Raw genomic sequence first — 19262 nt, forward strand, 5'->3', positions numbered from 1 at the left:
GTCCGTGGAGAAATACAGCTGCCATTTGTCCGTTCTTCCATCCATAGGATACCATACAGCTAAGCTCACAAAACGTTTGAGTGCTTTGGAGTATGCTTTCAGTCCATAAAGTTTACCCTTGTTCACTTTATACTCGGTACATCTTGTGATGTCCAGATTTTCAAAATCAATCTTTCCGTCATACAATTTTGGACGTCCGCGTTTTCCTGTCCTATTTTCTAAGGTGGGATAAAACAACACTGCATCATTTCTGAAGCGGCTTATAACGTGGAATCCGTTCTCACACAATGGTTTGATGAAAGTTGCCTTTGAAAAGAACGCATCACATACGACAGTGCCAGAAATACGTTTCAGATGTTCCTGTATGCTGATAAGGTAAGAACTGTACCAGTCTACAAGATTCTTCCCGTAGCTTTCCAACGTTGCGTTATCAGGTGTCTGTACAGAGCCCAAAGTCATACATTCATGGTTGTCAACGTCTATAACTCCAATACCGGTTATTTCCAGTCCACGTTTGTATTCACCGGCACAACCGGACCAGAAATAGCCAATCCACGGCGTTTTGCTGCCTGATTTTGGAATGAAAGACGGATCAACGGCTATCGCCTTGCGACCACCTTTAAGGTGTTCCCTGATGATGGCTTCATTGAAGGAAAACCAGTCAAAGTCATCATTCTCAAAATTGTTCCGGTATGTCTGTTCCGAGAAACATCCATATCGTCCCATTTGAAGGAAATTGACGCGGTTAGGTATAGCCATGAACAATTTCATTGCATCCATGAATACTTTCTGAAAAGATTTGCTTATATTTACAACTGATTCGAGAGCGTTTCTGCACTCGGATTGGTATTGCATAAGGAGTGATTCTTTAGTCATAATTAAAAGTGGTGGAATACTTCTAATTTACTAATAATCAACAAATTATGCAATACTTTTTCTGTTGGTTTTCAGCTGTTTAGCATATCTTTTTCATCCCTTTTCTTACTCCTTGACGATTCATTCTTGACAGTATTTCAATGATCTCTTGAATATATTTTTGAACCGGATTATGCCGATTCTATGTTTAATTTTAATTTATCGGTAAAAATTTACCGAAGTATTGCTTGTTTTCATCTCAATGAAAACATTGATACTTTTTTTAAAGGTTTTTGTGTCTTTTTGCCTTATGTTTTTTGTCGAACGACAAAAATATAAAATAATTTATATAAGATGTAATAAAAAGTAATATTTTTTGTTCGTTTTTCTACTTTCTGCATACTGACACTATATGTATGCTTTATTTATGTACTGTTTTAGAAAGATCGTTCAGGGGTTTCTGTCCGCTTGTTCGTGTGTTTGCCGGAAATTCGTTACCTTTGCGTCCGAAATCAATAAGAAAAGATGAATTACTCAATAAAGGACTTCGAAATTATGGCACCGGTCGGCTCTCGAGAGTCGCTGGCTGCGGCTATTCATGCAGGAGCAGATTCTATCTATTTCGGCATTGAAAGCCTGAATATGCGTGCCCGTTCTGCAAATACGTTTACTGTTGATGACTTGCGTGAGATAGCGAAAGTATGTGACGAGAATGGGGTGAAAAGCTACCTTACGGTAAATACTATTATTTATGATGAGGATCTGGCTCTGATGCGGAAAATTGTAGATGCTGCAAAAGAAGCCGGTATTAGCGCTGTGATTGCTGCCGACGTAGCTGTCATGGCATACTGTAATCAGATAGGACAGGAGGTACATTTGTCTACTCAGCTGAATATCAGTAATGCGGAAGCTTTGAAATTTTATTCGCAGTTTGCCGATGTAGTAGTCTTGGCCCGTGAATTGAATCTGAAGCAAGTACGTAAAATTTATGATGCTATTCAGGAACAGCATATTACGGGACCTATGGGGCAGCCTGTACGTATCGAAATGTTCTGTCACGGAGCTTTGTGTATGGCCGTATCGGGTAAATGTTATCTGAGTTTGAATGAATTGAATGCTTCGGCAAACCGTGGAGCTTGTATGCAGGTATGCCGTCGTTCGTATATTGTGAAGGATAAGGAAAGCGATATCGAACTGGAAATAGATAACCAGTATATCATGTCGCCCAAGGACTTGAAGACTATTCATTTCATGGATGAGATGATAGAGGCTGGAGTGCGGGTGTTCAAAATCGAAGGTCGTGCACGTGGACCTGAGTATGTACGAACTGTAGTGGAATGTTATAAGGAGGCTATACGCTCGTATCTGGAAGGTACTTTTACAGAAGAGAAGAAAGCTGACTGGGATACTCGTCTCAAGACTGTATTCAACCGTGGATTCTGGAACGGTTATTATCTGGGACAACGTCTGGGTGAATGGAGCAAGAACTATGGTTCGGAGGCTACCGAACGTAAGGTATATGCCGGACGTGGTATCAAATATTTCTCGAATATCGGGGTAGCTGAATTCCTGATCGAAGCTTCCGAAATAAAAGTTGGAGATAAACTTCTGATTACAGGTCCTACTACGGGAGCCATGTATGTTACTTTGGAAGAAGCACGTGTTGACCTGAAACCGGTAGATGTGGTAAAGAAGGGGGTACATGTTTCGTTTAAGGTACCCGACCGTATTCGTCCTAGCGACAAGCTTTATCGTATAGTTCCTGCCGATGAGTTGAAAAAGAAATAATTTCTATTATTATCACATTGCAATATCCTCTTTATACATTATTCTCCAATGAAAAAAGTATAAAGAGGATATTTTATTTTTTTCTGTGCATACTTTGCAAAAAACAACAGCATCTTTTACTGAAAACATCGAGAATTTTTAATTTTTTTTGTACGAAGGTTCGTCGAGTTTGTACAAAAAAAACAGGGCTCATGCCGACATTGTGAAAGGAACTTTGTCATCTAAGTAGCATGAGCCCGTTATATCTTTATTAGTGAATGATAAGTCTTTCGGCCTTGGTTATAATGTGCCTTTTCTGATAGCTTCCATGATATTGGCAGGTGGACGCTGAGCCAGTAATTCTTTTTTCATAAAATCCATGTAAGGAGCTACATGGTCGAAATACTGATAGTAACCTTTGCATAAGTAATTTAGTCCGGTTTCTCCGGAAGCTGTTTTGCAAAAACGGTTTTTGGGACATTCTCCGTTGCATGCAAAGAGATACTGACATTCCTTGCATTGTGTCGGCAGTTTCTCAGATTTATCCCGGCCGAACTGTAATTGCTTTTCACTGTACATCATTTCTACCAGCGATTTTGAATAAATGTTTCCTAATTTGTACTGTGGAAATACGAAGTGGTCGCAAGCATATACATCGCCGTTGAATTCGATTACTCCGGCATGGCCACAATTTTTTGCCAAAGAGCAAACTCCAGGTTGCTCACCTACCCAGTTGGCAAGTGTAGCATCGAATAATTGTATAAAATATTCGCCGACATCATTTCGTACCCATTCATCGAAAATGGTACAGAGAAAGTTTCCCCATTGTTCGGGAGTAACGGAAAAATCGGTTACGGTTTCTGTTGCTCCTTCCTCTACCGAGGCTAGATAACGCCCGTCGGAATGTTGGAATATACGCTCTACGATGGGAGTAAACTGTATGTATCGGCACCCTATTTCCTTAAAGAAGTGATAGAAATCGAGCGGATAGTCAGCATTGAAATCATTTACTACTGCAAGTGCATTCCATTCTACCTGATGTTTGTTTAACAGGTTGATACCTTGCATTACTTTTACAAATGAAGGTTTTCCCTGCTTGTTCTTCCGGTATTCGTCGTGAAACTCCTGCGGCCCGTCAATAGAAACACCTACCAGCCAGTGATTGTCGTGGAAAAAACGGCACCAGTCATCGGTCAGGAGAGTTCCGTTGGTCTGAATACAGTTGTCGATTGTTCTGCCTCCTGCATATTTTCTTTGTAAGGCAACTACCTTCTTATAGAAGTCGAGTGGGCGCATCAGTGTTTCTCCACCATGCCAGGTGAAGAGGACTTGTGGCATAGTCTGACTTTCGATATATTCTTTGATAAACTTTTCCAATAGTTCATCTGTCATTATCTGCCTGGGGTTGTCCTGGTAAAGTTTAGCCTTTTCCAGGTAGTAGCAGTAATGGCATGCCAGGTTGCAAAGAGAACCCACTGGTTTTGCCATGATATACATCGGGCGTGCAAACGGGGCGAATGTGTTCATTATTGTATGATATTAGGTTAGGAGTGATTCTATTTATCAGGTATTATTCTAGTGTAATACTTTTTACATGTACTTTCTGATGCAGGAAGATGGATGCTGCTTCCTGAAACTTTTCAACAGATTCGGTTGTGAGAAACTCACAGGTTCCGCCTGCTGTGCAACGTGTTCTTATCTCCGAGTGACGGCGGAGGTAATCTTTTAAACTGGCTGCTACGTATTCTCCTTGAGCTACCAGACGGATATGTGGGGGGGTGAACTGACGTATTTTCTCTATCAGCAAGGGATAGTGTGTACAGCCTAAGATGATGGTATCTATTTTCGGATCTTGTTCCAAAAGTTGATTAATATATTCCTGTACAAAATAATCTGCTCCCGGAGAGTTGAATTCGTTGTTTTCCACTAGCGGAACCCAAAGCGGACAGGCTACACCAGTGAGTTGTATATCCGGAAAGAGCTTATGCAGTTCTATCGGGTATGACTGGGATTTTACTGTTCCGGCTGTGGCAAGCAAGCCAACATGGCGCGAAACTGTGATGTCACCGATACATTCTGCTGTAGGACGGATTACTCCCAAAACTCTACGGGTTGCATCTATATGTGGAAGATCGTTTTCCTGAATACTTCTCAGGGCCTTTGCCGAAGCAGTATTGCAGGCCAAAATGACTAATGGACAGCCTAAATCGAACAGCTTGCGTACAGCTTGCAGTGTAAACTCATAAACAACTTCGAATGATCTTGTTCCGTATGGGGTACGGGCATTGTCCCCCAGATAGATATAATCGTACTGAGGCAGTAATTCACGGATTTTATCAAGGATTGTCAGCCCTCCATATCCGGAATCAAATACTCCGATTGGTCCTGTGGCAGAAAGCATGGATATGACTTGATTAAGTGTGAAAAAATAATTGTCATTGACCTCACCCTTTTGGCTGGAGTGAGAGCCAATGACAACTTTATTTTGTTACGTTGAAAACGTATTTCTTATTGAGCAGGAGCTGCTGCTGGTGCTGCTGCAGGAACAGCTGTCAGGCTGATACCTAATTTTGTTTTGATATCATTTGTAACGTCCTTAGACATCGTGTCGTTGATGTAAGGAATATCTGTACGGTTCAGGTCGAACACATAAGTATAACCACCTGCTGCACCGATTGCTTTTACTGCATCTTCCAGTTTCTTATAGATAGGTTCCATCATATCTGCATAAGCTTTTTGCAACTGCTGCTGTGCATCTTGCTGGAACTGCATTCCTTTGTCAGACAGCTCTTGTAATTCTTTCTGACGACGTTCCTGGATATTTTGTGGAAGAGTTTTCTGTTCTTGTTGATATTCAGCAAACTTTTTGTTGAATTCATCAGAAGCACGTTTGATTTCGTCTTCATACTGTTTCTGCAATGCCTGAATGTCTGTCTGAGCTTTTGTATATTCTGGCATCACAGGGATAATGTCCATAGACTTGAAGTGTGCGAACTTCTGTGCGAATACGCTCATAGGAGCGATAAGTAAAAGTAATAAAGCAATTTTTTTCAACATAATCTTATTATTTCTATTTGTTATTAATTTATTTCCGTTTTTTATTTGCTGTCTTTCTTAGACTTTGCAAAAGTATAAAATTAATTTGAATATCCTAATTTAGCGAGCACTTCGTTGCTGATGTCTATACGTGGAGAAGCAAAAATCATGCTTTGTGCTGATGCTCGGTCGATTACTGCATCATAATTTTTCTGTGTTGCAATATCTTTAATAGCATTGTATATGGCATCCTGAATAGGAGTAATCAGTTCCTGACGTTTTTTCATGCCTTCACCTTCGGGACCAAAATACTTTTTCCGTAAATCTGCTGCTTCTTTTTCTTTGGCGATAATGGCATTTTCTTGTGCGGTTTTTTGAGTAGCTGATAAGTTAGAAGCGTTTTTCTGATACTCATCATACATTGTTTTCGCTTCTTGAGCTTTAGCTTCTACTTCACTTTGCCATTGTTTTGACAGGCTTTCCATTTGCTGGTTCGCTTGTTCATAGGCAGGGATTTGTTTCAGGATATACTCCATATCCACCAAAGCAAATCGCTGAGCTTGTGCTGCTATACTGCACACGAGCAATGCTGCTAGAAAGAAAACTTTTTTCATAAGCAATGTTGTTTTTAAATGTAATGAAGAATGATAAATGAAGAACTGGCTGTTAGCCATGGCTTTGGATTCTTCATTTCTCATTCTTCTATTCTTCATTAAATTGGTTTGTCTGTATTAGAACTCTTGTCCGATGATGAAGTGGAACTGGCTTCCGCTATATTGAGTAGAACCGTTGATCTTATCGAAACCATAAGCCCAGTCAATACCCATCATACCAATCATCGGCAGGAAGATACGTACACCTACTCCGGCAGAACGTTTCAACTGGAACGGGTTGAAGTTACTTACATCATTCCAAGCGTTACCTGCTTCTACAAATCCCAAAGCATAGATACTTGTTGAATTTTCCAACATCAACGGATAACGTAATTCAGCTCCCAGGCGGATGTAAGCATAACCTTCACTACCGTACGGAGTTAAAGATCCGTTTTCGTAACCACGCAATGCGATTGTTTCTGAAGCGTAGTTGTAACTATATCCTGTCATACCGTCACCACCTACATAGAATGTTTCAAACGGTGAGCGTTTGTATTTGTTGAAGTGTCCCAGAATACCAAACTCTGTACGTGTCATGATAACCGGACATTTCTGGATATCCATCAGGGCTGTATAAGTTTTTGCTTTGAATTTCCATTTGTGGTATTCAATCCACTTATACATGCTGGCTGCTTCATCATAATTATTCTTTCCATAAGTAGAATAATCTTTCTTACTGAACAGTGAGTAAGGCGGAGTAATCTGCAAAGAAGCGCTGAATTCAGAACCGTAACGCGGGAATATCGGGTTATCGGTTGAGTTACGTGATAATGTCAGGTTCAGGCTTAAGCTGTTACAGTTACCGGTATTCATGTACTGTCCGTTGTTCAGCATGATATACAGATAGCTCCAGTCTTTCAACATGAATCGCTGGTAAGATAATTCTGCCATTAATGTAAAGTAGTCGTCCGGCCAGCGTAGACGTTTACCCCAACCTAATGACAATCCGAACATCTTAATAGACTTGTCAGGGTCGTAATATGATTCGTAATTGTCATAATAACCACCATAGTAGTTTCCATATCCACTTAAGTAGTTATAGTAGTTGTTCATATATGCAGAGTTGTAATACTGACTGCTGACGTCTGTCTGTACAGAGTAGAATGCTGATACAGACAATGAATTAGGACGTTTTCCACCAAACCAGGGATCAAGGAATGATATACTGTATGACTGGTAGTACTGTCCGTTGGTTTGTCCACTGATGGTCAATGTCTGACCGTCACCTTGTGGAAGGAATCCACGGAAGTTATCATTCTTGCGGAACAAGTTTGCAAATGAGAAGTTTGTAAACTTCAAACTCAATTTACCAATAATACCTGTCTGTCCCCAACCAGCTGAGAATTCTACCTGGTCGTTTGCTTTTGATTCAAGTCCCCAGTTAATATCAACTGTTCCATTTTCGTAATTTGGCTGAACATCTGGTTTGATATTTTCCGGATTGAAGTGTCCCATCTGTGCAATTTCACGGTAAGAACGTTCAAGAGCTTCTTTACTGAACAAGTCTCCCGGACGGGTACGAAGTTCACGGCGGACTACATTTTCATACAATCGGTCGTTACCGTTGATACGTACATGACTGATACTTGCCTGTGGACCTTCTACGATACGCATTTCCAAGTCGATAGAGTCACCGTCGATATTAACTTCTACCGGATCAAGGTGATAGAATACGTAACCACGGTTGTAATAATTGTTACCGATAGCATCTTCATCGTTACTGATACGGTCGTTCAACAGTTTCTGGTTGTATACATCTCCTCGCTTCATTCGAAGTTGTTCATTCAGGAGGTCTGAAGGATAAACTGTATTACCTACCCATGTAATATCTCGCAGATAATATTTGTTACCTTCATAAATCTTCATGTAGACATCTACTGTCTTTTCATCATAGGGAGTAACGCTGTCTATCTCGATGATTGCATCACGATATCCCAGCTCATTATATTTGTCTATGATCTTCTGCTTGTCTTCTTGGTATCTTTCATCGATGAACTTCTTGGCACGGAATAAGTTGACCAGTTTTCCTTTTTCATTGGTCTTTTTCATAACGCGCTTCAATTTCTTGTCTGTCAGTACACTGTTGCCATCGATTGTAATCTTGTGGACTTTTACTTTATCTTTCTTATCGATGTTTACATCAACATATACCTGTTCCTTGTTTGCAGGATCTTCGCTTTCTACAATATTGACTTCTGCGTTTTTGAAACCTTTATCATCGAAATGTCTTTTGATAATGATCTTTGCACGGTCTATCAGGTTAGGAGTAACCTGGCTTCCTTTTGCCATACCCAATTTTGCCTGCAAGTCTTCACGTTCGCTTTTCTTTACTCCGTGGAATCGGATATCAGTAATACGTGGGCGTAAAGACAAATGGATATACAGATAGATTTTATTGTCTTCTATTTTTTCTGCTGTGATTTTAACATCAGAGAATAACCCGTGACGCCAGTAGCGTTTGATAGCACTGGTAATGTCATCACCCGGTACAGTGATTGTCTGTCCTACGGCAAGTCCTGAGATTCCAATCAAGACATAGTCTTCGTAGTTTTCAATATCTGTAACTTTTATGTCGGCAATTTCATACTTTTTGGGTGTTCCATTATACAAAATTACCGGCTGGTCGTTTTCTGTTTTGTTATTTTCTTGTGCATTAACAGTTGAATAGCTGAAAATGCAAGCCAAAGCCAATAGAATGATAGAAAGACAGTATCGCATTTTTTACTTCAATATTTGTTCACTTGTTTTGCCAAATCGGCGTTCTCTTCGTTGATAATCACAGATTGCTTTACATAATTCTTCTTCCTTGAAGTCAGGCCAGAATGTATCGCAAAAATAAAGTTCGGAATAGGCACATTGCCATAGCATATAGTTGCTGAGGCGGATTTCTCCTCCTGTCCGTATCAGCAGGTCGGGATCAGGCATAAAGTTGGTTGCCAGATATTGGCTGACCGTTTGATCGGTTATATCATTTATATTCAGCTCTCCACAAGCCACCTTCTCTGATATTTCTTTGACTGCTTTGGTTATTTCCCATTTTGAAGAATAACTCAATGCCAATACCAGACACATACCGGTGTTTTTTGAAGTTCGTTGTACACATTGATTCAGACGATTCAGTACATCGGCTGGTAATTTTTCAGTTTCTCCAATAATACGGAAACTGATATTGTTTTTCATAAAGGTTTCTTCTTCGATAGAATCTATCAGAAGACTCATTAATGCTGCTACTTCGTCTGCTGGGCGATTCCAGTTCTCGGTAGAAAAAGTATAAAGTGTGAGATATTTTACTCCCAGATTTGATGCTTCTTCTGCAATGACATGAACAGTTTCTGCACCCGCCTGATGTCCGAGCGAACGAACTAGTCCTCGCTGTTTTGCCCATCGCCCGTTTCCATCCATGATGATGGCGATGTGGGCGGGGATTCGTGTCTTATCCACTTGGTCTTTATATAGCATAGCTTTCGGATTATAAATGTATTATTCCCATTTAGGAAGGAATCCAAAATGGTTAATTCGTCCTCTACTCATGTATCCGTTGTTCCAGATTATCCAAATAAAGTTATCTTTGTCAACAACACACGAATAACTTCCTTCACCCTTAACTTTTCCTCTGTTATACAATTCTACGAAAGATGTACCTTCTGTAGCAAATGTCATATCTTCTTTAACGGTTTCCCATGTCAGACCGTTATCTGTAGAACAGAAGAGTGTACTGAACGGATTCTTATAGTCTGTATAATCTTTACTTGTAATTTCACCGCCGAATACATATAGCTTCTTGTTATAATAAATCAATGAAGGATCAACAATATTCGGGCATCTGAAGGTGTCTGCTTCTTCATAATTATAAGTGCTCCATGTATTATCGTTTGTCAGGCGTGTAGAAACGATACCAGAACCATCTGCTTTTTCTGTATTATATCCCATAACGACAGCACGGGTCAGGCTGGTATTGTAAGAAACCGGAATATTTACCGATAATGTTCTTGTACCTTTGCTAGGAAAATCTGTTATATTATAATTTTCTGTTGTTCCACTATTGGCTTGTACATCATATATATACGATTCATCTTTGGCAGTGCGTGCATATAACAGATTGTCTATGCCAGCAAGAAGTTGAGACAAATTAGAAACCGAAGATGCTTCGCAACCATTATCTGTCAGTTTATACAAAACCTGTTCTACGAGGAAGTAAATATTACCTTGGCAAAGTGTTGCAGAGTAAGTATCTGTAGCATCAGGCAAATTAATTGTTGTCCATGATGTTCCAGGCGTTCCGTTTGAAACAGACGTGTATTCAACTACCTGTTTGCCATTCTGTGTAGTTCCGAATACATAAATCTTATCATTGGCATAAACTGCTTTTTGTTTGATTAAAGTGCCGGAAGTAAATCCTGCTCCGATGGGTTCTTTTGTCCATTGTAAAGAGTCAGGTTCCTGATTGTGAACATTGATTTTTACACGATAAGCCTTACCCATTACGCCGCTATAAGCCAAAACTTTGAAAGAAAGTCCTTCTGTTGGAGCAAATGCAAAGTTGATAGAATCGCTTGAAGTCCAGAGAGTGTCTTTGGCTTCAGCTCCTTCTGAATCGATTTTACCATACAGAATGTAATCAGTGTCAGCTGTGATTTTTGTGAGCACTCTTGAGATATCAGTTCCAACAGGAAGTGAATCTTTATTCTCAATGGTTCTCATAGCCTGATTGATGGTGAAAGGATAATTTGCCATGGAAATGGTATCCGTATATGTAGAATCTTCTCCTTTCGAGTCTTTTCCAACTCTCTTGACATGCAGTGTACCAAGTGAGAATGAAGTAATGCTTGTCTCAGAACTATAAGTAACCTGCTCAATATCATTGTCCAGACATGAAGTCATTGCAGACATTGTGACGAGTAAGCTAACTAGCAGTATGGGTAAAAACTTTATTTTCATTTATAAAATTGTCTTTGATTACAAGTTGCAAAAGTAGAAAGTTTTTTTTCGAATAGGAACTTTTATATCAAGTTTTATATAAAATTATGGATAAGCGTAACTTTTTTATCTGTGAATTGGCATATTTTTGTGCTTATTTTTCATAATGAATGATTGTGTTTTTATCTTTTGACAAAACCTGTTTGCCATATCCTGCAGGAACAACAGGGTGTTTTACTCCTTTATGGAGTAGTGCTTCAGAGTATTCTATATAAATTTCATCCCATATTTCTTCGTCAATAAACGATTGCAAGAGTTGACTGCCTCCTTCTACGAGTAATGACTGAAGTTTGTTTTCGTATAATATTTGTAATATTTGTGGCAGAATATTCTGATTGAAATCCAGTTTGTAGTAAATAATATTTGTCGTCGATTCTTTTTCTAAAGCTGTAAATACCCATGTCGGGGTCTTACCGTCGAATAATTTTAAGTTCAAAGGCAGAGTCAGCTCTTTATCTATAACCAGTCGGATAGGGTTTTTACCATACCAGTTGCGTGTTGTGAGTGAAGGGTTATCCAGTAAGGCTGTTTTACGTCCGACCAGGATAGCTTGATGTTCTGCCCGTTGCTTATGTACATACATAGATGTTATTGGAGTAGAAAGTATAACAGGCTGGCCGCTTTCACGATTCACGTCAATAAATCCGTCTGCCGATTCTGCCCATTTTAAAGTTATGTATGGGCGTTTCTGGATATTGAAAGTAACGAAACGTTTTATTAATGCCCGACATTCATTCTCCAGAACTCCGACTGTTACCTCGATTCCGGCATCTCTTAATTTCTGTATACCTCTGCCTGAAACAAGTGAAAAAGGATCGACACATCCTACTACTACGCGAGGAATTCCTTTACTTATAATTAAATCGGCACAAGGAGGTGTTTTCCCATAGTGAGAGCATGGTTCCAGACTGACATAAATAGTAGATTTTTTAAGCAAGCTCTCATCTTTTACAGAACGGATTGCGTTGACTTCGGCATGGCCTTCTCCGCAACGTACGTGGTAACCTTCACCGATAATACGATCGTTGCAGACAATTACGGCTCCTACCATTGGATTTGGTGCAGCATTGCACATCCCGTTACGCGCCAGCTGTATGCAGCGGCGGATATATTTTTCATCTTTTGTCATATTCGGTTTGTTTTTTATTCTTACATTTGTACCTATGCATCCTATTTATACTTACATCAGGCAGACGCTTGCAGGAGTTTACCCGGAAGAGGAAACAGCGGCATTGGCAAAGTGGATATTGACAGATGTATTTTGTCTGTCCACCACGGAACTCTATGCGGGCAAAGATATGAATTTTTCTAAGAACGAGTGTGACAGGCTGGAAGATATTCTTTCCCGCCTGAAACGATATGAGCCTTTACAATACATATTGGGTAAGGTCGATTTTTGTGGATTACCTTTTGAAGTGGCACCTGGAGCCTTAATCCCCCGGCCCGAAACTGCTGAACTGATAGACTGGATTATCTCGGATTACACAGATAAAGCCGGAGTACGGATTTTGGATGTAGGAACGGGTAGTGGCTGTATACCTATCGTATTGGGCAAAAAATTAAAACAAAGTAAAATAACTTCATGGGACGTGTCAGAAAAAGCATTGGATATTGCTCGGCGGAATAAACTTCTCAACCAGGTTGATATCACTTTAGCTCAAGTCGATATCTTCGATACTGCGTTACCGGATATTCATGTCGATGTTCTGGTGAGCAATCCTCCGTATATTACAGAGAAAGAACGTAGCGGGATGGAGCGAAACGTATTGGATTGGGAGCCTGAACTCGCTTTGTTTGTTCCGGATAGTGATCCGCTTTTATTCTACCGACGGATAGCAGAAGTAGGTTGTGACATTTTAGTTTCAGGTGGTACTTTGTATTATGAGATTAATCGGGCATATGGCAAAGAAACAGTGCAGTTGCTTGAAGGAATGGGGTATCAATCTGTAGAATTAAGAAAAGATATGTTTGGCAACGACCGTATGATAAAAGCATTCAGACCATGAAAGAATATACCGAAGATGAATTGAAATATAAAGCCGAAGCATATTGCTCAACGGCCGAACATTGCCCTTCTGAAGTAATATCTAAGTTGAATCTTTGGGGAGCCGATGATGTAGTGACAGAACATATTCTGGAGCATTTGAAAAAAGAACGTTATCTGGATACTCAGCGCTTTTGTAAAGCTTTTGCTTGCGATAAATATCGGTTTGCGCGTTGGGGTAGGATGAAAATTGCTCAGGCACTTCGTCAGAAGCAACTTTCTTCGGAAGATATTGCTGCAGGTCTGGATGAAATAGACGAAACCGAATACTGTGAGAACTTGAAAGAACTGTTGCGTCAGAAGAGTAAAACTGTTTCGGGGAAAAACGAATACGAACGCAATACAAAACTTATTCGTTTTGCTGTAGGCAGAGGGTTTACAGTAGATGAGGTGTTGCGCTATATTAAACAGAAAGATCCTGATGAATTTATGGACTGACATACGGGATTTCCTTTTTCCTCGCTTATGCCTGTCGTGTGGGAAGAAACTCTTGCAAAGCGAAGACGGACTTTGTATATCCTGTTTTTCGTCATTACCATATACGCATTTAGGTAATACTTCAGGCAATGAAATGGAGAAATGCTTTTGGGGACGTTTTCCGGTTGTTCGTGCTTCTTCACTTTTTTATTATGCAAAAGGAGGAGATGTGGCTCAGATTTTATATGCCATGAAATATCATGCGCGGAAAAAACTTTGTTGCAGGATGGGTGAATATATGGCTGGAGAATTGTGTGATTCCGGCTTTTTTGAAGGAATAGATTATCTGCTTCCGGTTCCTTTGTTCTCTTCCCGATTGCGTCAGCGAGGATATAACCAAAGTGAGCTTCTGGCGCGGGGGATATCATGTGTAACGGGTATCCCTCTCTGTACAGATGCAGTAGTGCGCTCTCGTAATAATGCGACTCAAACCCACAAAAGCGGTTATGCACGTTGGCAAAATGTAGACCGGCTGTTTTTGCCTACACCCCATGCTGCAAACTTGCATGATAAACATATTTTGCTGGTTGATGATGTTCTTACTACAGGAGCTACGCTGGTAGCTTGTGCCGACGCACTGCTTGGAGTGGAAAATATAAAGATTAGTGTGTTGACTTTGGCATGGGCCCGATGAACAAAATGATTTCTTTAACTAAAAAAGATACACATATATTTCCTAATCACGTAGGATTTACATAATTTTGCACCAACGTTTATCAGATATATTAAGGTTATGAAAGCTTTGGAAAGATTATTTGCAGAAAAATTGCTGAAAGTAAAAGCCGTAAAGATTCAGCCGGCTAACCCGTTTACTTGGGCTTCTGGTTGGAAATCGCCTATTTATTGCGACAACCGCAAGACTTTGTCTTATCCAGCATTACGTAATTTCGTGAAGTTGGAGCTTTGCCGCGTTATTCTTGAAAAGTTTGGTGAGGTAGACGCTATTGCCGGCGTAGCAACAGGAGCTATCGCTCAGGGTGCTTTGGTGGCAGAAGAATTGAACCTCCCGTTTGTATATGTACGTTCAAGTCCAAAAGATCATGGACTCGAAAACTTGATTGAAGGTGAACTTCGTCCGGGTATGAAAGTTGTTGTAGTAGAAGATTTGATTTCTACAGGTGGCAGCAGCTTGAAGGCTGTTGATGCTATTCGTCGTAATGGATGCGATGTTATCGGTATGGTAGCTTCGTTCACTTACGGTTTCGATGTATCAGCAGAAGCATTCAAGAATGCAAAAGTAGAGCTGGTTACATTGACCAACTACAATGCAGTGTTGGATGCAGCTTTGAAGACTGATTATATTGACGAACAGGATATACCGGTTCTTCAGGCTTGGAGAGAAGATCCTGCACACTGGACTGGAAAATAATTGAAATTAAATAATTATACTGAGCACGGATTACACGGAGTGCACGGTTTTTGTCAGCAAACCGTGTTTTCTGTGTAATCCGTGCTCTTTTTTTATAAAAGATTATGGTACAATTTGAAAGCACAGTAAAACATATACCTTATAGCCAAGAGCGGGTATATAATAAATTGTCGGATTTAAGCAATCTGGAATCAGTGCGCGACCGTCTGGATATGATGAAAGATAAGTTGGGTGGTAAAATAGAGGACTTGTCTTTCGACCGTGATTCATTAACATTAAAAGTACAAGGTATCAATTTGACATTGCGTATCATCGAACGTGAACCGATGAAGTGTGTTAAGTTCGAAGGCGACAAAACTCCTGTTCCATTGAATTTATGGATACAAATACTTCCGGTAACAGAAGCAGAGGCTAAAATTAAAGTAACCATTCGTGCCGAAGTGAATATGTTTATGAAAGCTATGATTTCTAAACCGTTGCAGGAAGGAGTAGAAAGACTGGCAGATATGTTAGCTATGATACCTTATTAAAAAATAGAACTATGGCTCAGAAACTTTGGGAAAAAAGCGTTCAGGTAAATGAGGAAATAGACCGTTTTACCGTAGGAAAAGACCGTGAGCTGGACCTTTATCTGGCTAAGCATGATGTTTTAGGTTCGATGGCTCATATTACTATGCTTGAAAGTATTGGTCTGTTGTCGGCAGATGAGTTGCAGGTTTTATTGGCAGAACTGAAGAATATTTACGCTTCTGCCGAACGTGGCGAGTTTGTCATCGAAGACGGAATAGAAGATGTACATTCACAAGTAGAGCTGATGCTGACTCGTAAGTTGGGAGATGTTGGAAAAAAGATACATAGCGGGCGCTCGCGAAATGATCAGGTACTGGTCGATTTGAAACTCTTTACTCGCGAGCAACTTAAGCAGATTGCTGAGGCTGTGGAAGATTTGTTCCATGTATTGATTTCTCAGAGTAATAAATATAAAGATGTATTGATGCCGGGATATACCCATTTGCAGATAGCTATGCCTTCTTCATTTGGCTTGTGGTTTGGTGCTTATGCCGAGAGCCTGGTTGACGACATGATGTTTTTGCAGGCAGCATATAAAATGTGTAACCGCAATCCTTTAGGTTCGGCAGCCGGTTATGGTTCATCTTTCCCGCTCGATCGCGAAATGACGACCCGCCTTTTGGGATTCGATTCAATGAATTATAATGTGGTTTATGCTCAGATGGGACGTGGAAAGATGGAGCGCAATGTGGCATTTGCATTGGCTTCTATCGCCGGAACCATTTCGAAAATGGCTTTTGATGCTTGTATGTTCAGCAGCCAGAACTTTGGCTTTGTGAAGCTCCCCGACGAATGTACCACAGGTTCTAGTATCATGCCTCATAAAAAGAATCCGGATGTATTTGAGTTGACTCGTGCAAAATGTAACAAGTTGCAGTCACTCCCTCAGCAGATTATGATGATAATGAATAATCTTCCTTCCGGATATTTCCGTGATTTGCAAATTATCAAAGAGGTTTTCCTTCCCGCATTCGAAGAATTGAAAGATTGTCTGCGTATGTCTGCTTACATTATGGATAAGATAAAGGTAAATGAGCATATATTGGACGATGATAAATATCTGTATATATTCAGTGTGGAAGAAGTTAACCGTCTGGCAGCAGAAGGTATGCCTTTCCGTGATGCTTATAAGAAAGTAGGATTGGATATTGAAGCTGGCAAATTTACTCATAACAAACAGGTGCATCATACCCATGCCGGAAGTATAGGTAATTTATGCAATGATAAAATAGTCGGTTTAATGGAAGAAATATCGAAAGGGTTTAACTTCTCAGCAGTAGAACAAGCTGAAAAAAGCCTTTTAGGTCGATAAAATATATTTTTTTGTAAAGAAAACGGGAGAAATGTTTGGAGCTTATTATAAAACTCCCTACATTTGCACCCGTAAACGCGGAAATAGCTCAGTTGGTAGAGCATAACCTTGCCAAGGTTAGGGTCGCGAGTTCGAGTCTCGTTTTCCGCTCTTCTTTGAAAGGCTGCTCGAATGGTGGAATCGGTAGACACGAGGGACTTAAAATCCCTTGGCCATTGCGGCTGTGCGGGTTCAAGTCCCGCTTCGAGTACGAAATAAAAATCGCAATTATCTGGATAGCAGGTAGTTGCGATTTTTATTTTATATACTTGCACCACATTTGGAATCAACGTAAAAACGGATCAAGGGTCAGTAGAAATTTAGTGGGGATACGCATATAGCTTCGCAATGCGGAATAAAAAGAACTTCTTATCAGCTACTCCTCTTAGATTTGCTCTGAACAGTTTAATTTTTGCATTGAACGATTCTGCCATCGCATTTGAAGAACGATGGTTGTAGAAATTCAGTATTTCATCATAGTGCTCATAGAAAGTAGCAGCAATGACATTAAAAGAATGCATCCCTGCTTCTTCTACTTTATTATACCATCGTGCCATAGCCAGACGTGCAGCGTCCTTTATGGTGTTCTTAGAGAAAATCATCCGCAGGGAATGGCACAAACCGTATGCCTTTTTGATGTCAGGGTATTCCTCAAATAGGATTGCTGCCCTTTGCTTCTGTTTTTCTGTCCATTTATCAGCTGACTTGAAAAGCAGATACCGGGAGCGTATAAGTAATTCCCTACGGGTATCGCCATTGGAATATCGGTATGGGACATAATCTTCGTTCTTCCGCTTAGCTTCTTCCATTTCCTCATTGGCCTGCTGTATGGCATCCCAACGGTGTTTGATGCGTAATTCTTGCACAGCATCACAAGCTAATCTCTGAATGTGAAAACGGTCTATCACACGGCTGGCTTCAGGAAATGCAGTCCGTACAATCTTGCGCATGGAGTCTGAAAGGTCAAGTGTCACTTCTTTAACGGCATAACGGCTTTCCTCGTCAATTCGTTGCAGCACAGCTATTACATCCTCTGATTTAGTTCCTGCCACGACAGCTACCAGGGAGCACTCTCTCGTACAGGCATCACGGTTGGTTACAAAGGTGTAAAGTTCACCGTTGGAGAGTGAGGTCTCGTCAATCGCCAGATACGGTCCCATATTTTCCGGAAACAGCATCCATTCACCGGCATGGGATAACTGTTCCCAATTACGATATCCGCTGAGGACCTCCTTGTACTGTTTTTCAAATGTATGACCATCTATATGATAGAATTCCTCAAGCGTACGGCAGGTCACTGGGGATGTCTCCATACGTTTCTTTTAAAAAAGCCCCAAATTCTTTGGAGTATCTGGTTCCCTTGGCTACAACATCGAGGTCGATGGGAATACTGAAACTTTTACCTGTGCGCAAGTCCGTCCAACGACGACGTCTGATCTTGAGGATTACCTTATGGTCCCGTATGGGAAAGTCTGTCACATTAACAGCTTCCATAAAACCTTTGGATTCAAAATGTTCGTCATTGCTTAACTTGGGATTCATCTTTTCATCCAGACTAATATGAATCTCTTGAGAGGTTTGTTCAACTCCAGAGATAAGAAAGTAATCTAATATCTGAGCCGGCAACACGAGGCTGGCTAGCATGTTCAAATAATCGTTTTTCATAATGCGAAGTAAGCAATACTTTACGAGTATAAAAAATAATCCCCACGAAATTTCTACTGACCCGTTAATACTACTTGTGCACGTTCGCGAGTTTGAATCGTCCATGATTATTTTTATTTTTAGGTTACAAAAAAAGTTCGTCTTGTGAACGAACTTTTTTGCTCTTCAGGTTGGACTTGAACCAACGACCCTCTGATTAACAGTCAGATGCTCTAACCGACTGAGCTACTGAAGAAGATTAATATGTTTAAAAAGAATGGCTCTTCAGGTTGGACTTGAACCAACGACCCTCTGATTAACAGTCAGATGCTCTAACCGACTGAGCTACTGAAGAATCATTTTGCAATCTGAGTATTTTGCTCTTCAGGTTGGACTTGAACCAACGACCCTCTGATTAACAGTCAGATGCTCTAACCGACTGAGCTACTGAAGAAGGTTTTTTCTCAATTGCGTGGCAAAGGTAGTAGGATATTTTGAAATATGCAATATCTTTGCAAA

18 protein-coding genes and 5 tRNA genes are annotated in these 19262 nt (G+C 40.4%); 9 read left to right on the top strand and 14 right to left on the bottom strand.

Annotation, left to right across the window (positions count from 1 at the left end):
• Positions 1–876, bottom strand: an 876-nt coding sequence (locus BACCOP_RS14125; RefSeq protein ID WP_007570286.1) for a hypothetical protein, incomplete at its 3' end; no start/stop codon positions are given.
• Positions 877–1380: 504 nt separating this feature from the next.
• Here BACCOP_RS14125 and BACCOP_RS14130 point away from each other — a divergent pair.
• On the top strand, positions 1381–2643 hold the full coding sequence (locus tag BACCOP_RS14130) for a peptidase U32 family protein (protein WP_007570290.1): 1263 nt from the start codon (positions 1381–1383) through the stop codon (positions 2641–2643).
• A 279-nt stretch (positions 2644–2922) separates the two neighbouring features.
• Here the strand turns inward: BACCOP_RS14130 and BACCOP_RS14135 are convergent, their stop codons facing one another.
• The 8 genes from BACCOP_RS14135 to ribD form a co-directional block, all read right to left on the bottom strand.
• Positions 2923–4149 carry an anaerobic sulfatase-maturation protein gene (locus BACCOP_RS14135; RefSeq protein WP_007570292.1) on the bottom strand — a complete coding sequence of 409 codons (1227 nt, stop codon included), beginning with the start codon at positions 4147–4149 and terminating at the stop codon, positions 2923–2925.
• A gap of 43 nt (positions 4150–4192) precedes the next feature.
• Positions 4193–5023, bottom strand: a complete 831-nt coding sequence (gene murI, locus BACCOP_RS14140) for a glutamate racemase (protein WP_007570293.1) — start codon at positions 5021–5023, stop codon at positions 4193–4195.
• A 107-nt stretch (positions 5024–5130) separates the two neighbouring features.
• Positions 5131–5679, bottom strand: coding sequence for an OmpH/Skp family outer membrane protein (locus tag BACCOP_RS14145; protein WP_007570296.1), 549 nt, complete (start codon positions 5677–5679; stop codon positions 5131–5133).
• A gap of 80 nt (positions 5680–5759) precedes the next feature.
• On the bottom strand, positions 5760–6272 hold the full coding sequence (locus BACCOP_RS14150; RefSeq protein ID WP_022124805.1) for an OmpH/Skp family outer membrane protein: 513 nt from the start codon (positions 6270–6272) through the stop codon (positions 5760–5762).
• A gap of 117 nt (positions 6273–6389) precedes the next feature.
• The gene (gene bamA / locus BACCOP_RS14155; protein ID WP_007570299.1) at positions 6390–9029 is read right to left on the bottom strand and encodes an outer membrane protein assembly factor BamA; all 2640 of its coding nucleotides are present in this window, start codon (positions 9027–9029) and stop codon (positions 6390–6392) included.
• Positions 9030–9032: 3 nt separating this feature from the next.
• Entirely contained in the window at positions 9033–9770 is a 738-nt protein-coding gene (locus BACCOP_RS14160; RefSeq protein ID WP_007570301.1) for an isoprenyl transferase, read from the bottom strand.
• Between the two features lie 21 nt (positions 9771–9791).
• Positions 9792–11249 carry a DUF6242 domain-containing protein gene (locus BACCOP_RS14165; protein WP_007570302.1) on the bottom strand — a complete coding sequence of 486 codons (1458 nt, stop codon included), beginning with the start codon at positions 11247–11249 and terminating at the stop codon, positions 9792–9794.
• A 133-nt stretch (positions 11250–11382) separates the two neighbouring features.
• The gene (ribD, locus tag BACCOP_RS14170) at positions 11383–12417 is read right to left on the bottom strand and encodes a bifunctional diaminohydroxyphosphoribosylaminopyrimidine deaminase/5-amino-6-(5-phosphoribosylamino)uracil reductase RibD (protein ID WP_007570304.1); all 1035 of its coding nucleotides are present in this window, start codon (positions 12415–12417) and stop codon (positions 11383–11385) included.
• Positions 12418–12451: 34 nt separating this feature from the next.
• Here ribD and prmC point away from each other — a divergent pair, with 34 nt between their 5' ends.
• The 8 genes from prmC to BACCOP_RS14210 all read left to right on the top strand — a co-directional run bounded on the left by prmC (position 12452) and on the right by BACCOP_RS14210 (position 17310).
• Positions 12452–13294: a peptide chain release factor N(5)-glutamine methyltransferase gene (prmC, locus tag BACCOP_RS14175; RefSeq protein ID WP_007570306.1), complete on the top strand. Its 843-nt coding sequence runs from the start codon at positions 12452–12454 to the stop codon at positions 13292–13294.
• Positions 13291–13770 (top strand): regulatory protein RecX, encoded by a 480-nt coding sequence (locus tag BACCOP_RS14180; protein WP_007570308.1) that lies wholly within the window; start codon positions 13291–13293, stop codon positions 13768–13770. Before prmC ends, BACCOP_RS14180 begins: the two co-directional genes overlap by 4 nt.
• Positions 13754–14443, top strand: coding sequence for a ComF family protein (locus tag BACCOP_RS14185; RefSeq protein WP_022124810.1), 690 nt, complete (start codon positions 13754–13756; stop codon positions 14441–14443). The genes BACCOP_RS14180 and BACCOP_RS14185 overlap by 17 nt, the downstream gene beginning before the upstream one ends.
• A 99-nt stretch (positions 14444–14542) precedes the next feature.
• Positions 14543–15178, top strand: coding sequence for an orotate phosphoribosyltransferase (gene pyrE / locus BACCOP_RS14190; protein WP_007570314.1), 636 nt, complete (start codon positions 14543–14545; stop codon positions 15176–15178).
• Positions 15179–15282: 104 nt separating this feature from the next.
• Entirely contained in the window at positions 15283–15708 is a 426-nt protein-coding gene (locus tag BACCOP_RS14195; protein ID WP_007570316.1) for an SRPBCC family protein, read from the top strand.
• A gap of 11 nt (positions 15709–15719) precedes the next feature.
• Positions 15720–17060: an argininosuccinate lyase gene (gene argH, locus BACCOP_RS14200; protein WP_007570318.1), complete on the top strand. Its 1341-nt coding sequence runs from the start codon at positions 15720–15722 to the stop codon at positions 17058–17060.
• A 77-nt stretch (positions 17061–17137) separates the two neighbouring features.
• A tRNA-Gly gene (locus BACCOP_RS14205) sits at positions 17138–17210 on the top strand.
• A gap of 15 nt (positions 17211–17225) precedes the next feature.
• Positions 17226–17310: transfer RNA gene (locus tag BACCOP_RS14210), tRNA-Leu, on the top strand.
• Positions 17311–17419: 109 nt separating this feature from the next.
• Here the strand turns inward: BACCOP_RS14210 and BACCOP_RS14215 are convergent.
• The 5 genes from BACCOP_RS14215 to BACCOP_RS14235 all read right to left on the bottom strand — a co-directional run bounded on the left by BACCOP_RS14215 (position 17420) and on the right by BACCOP_RS14235 (position 19197).
• Positions 17420–18412, bottom strand: coding sequence for an ISAon1 family transposase (locus tag BACCOP_RS14215; protein ID WP_155162804.1), 993 nt, complete (start codon positions 18410–18412; stop codon positions 17420–17422).
• Positions 18378–18764 (bottom strand): ISAon1 family transposase N-terminal region protein, encoded by a 387-nt coding sequence (locus BACCOP_RS14220; RefSeq protein WP_007570320.1) that lies wholly within the window; start codon positions 18762–18764, stop codon positions 18378–18380. Before BACCOP_RS14220 ends, BACCOP_RS14215 begins: the two co-directional genes overlap by 35 nt.
• A 161-nt stretch (positions 18765–18925) precedes the next feature.
• Positions 18926–18999: transfer RNA gene (locus BACCOP_RS14225), tRNA-Asn, on the bottom strand.
• Between the two features lie 22 nt (positions 19000–19021).
• A tRNA-Asn gene (locus tag BACCOP_RS14230) sits at positions 19022–19098 on the bottom strand.
• Between the two features lie 25 nt (positions 19099–19123).
• Positions 19124–19197: transfer RNA gene (locus BACCOP_RS14235), tRNA-Asn, on the bottom strand.
• Positions 19198–19262: the final 65 nt, after the last annotated feature.

The sequence above is a fragment of the Phocaeicola coprocola DSM 17136 genome, assembly GCF_000154845.1.
Taxonomy (GTDB): domain Bacteria; phylum Bacteroidota; class Bacteroidia; order Bacteroidales; family Bacteroidaceae; genus Phocaeicola; species Phocaeicola coprocola.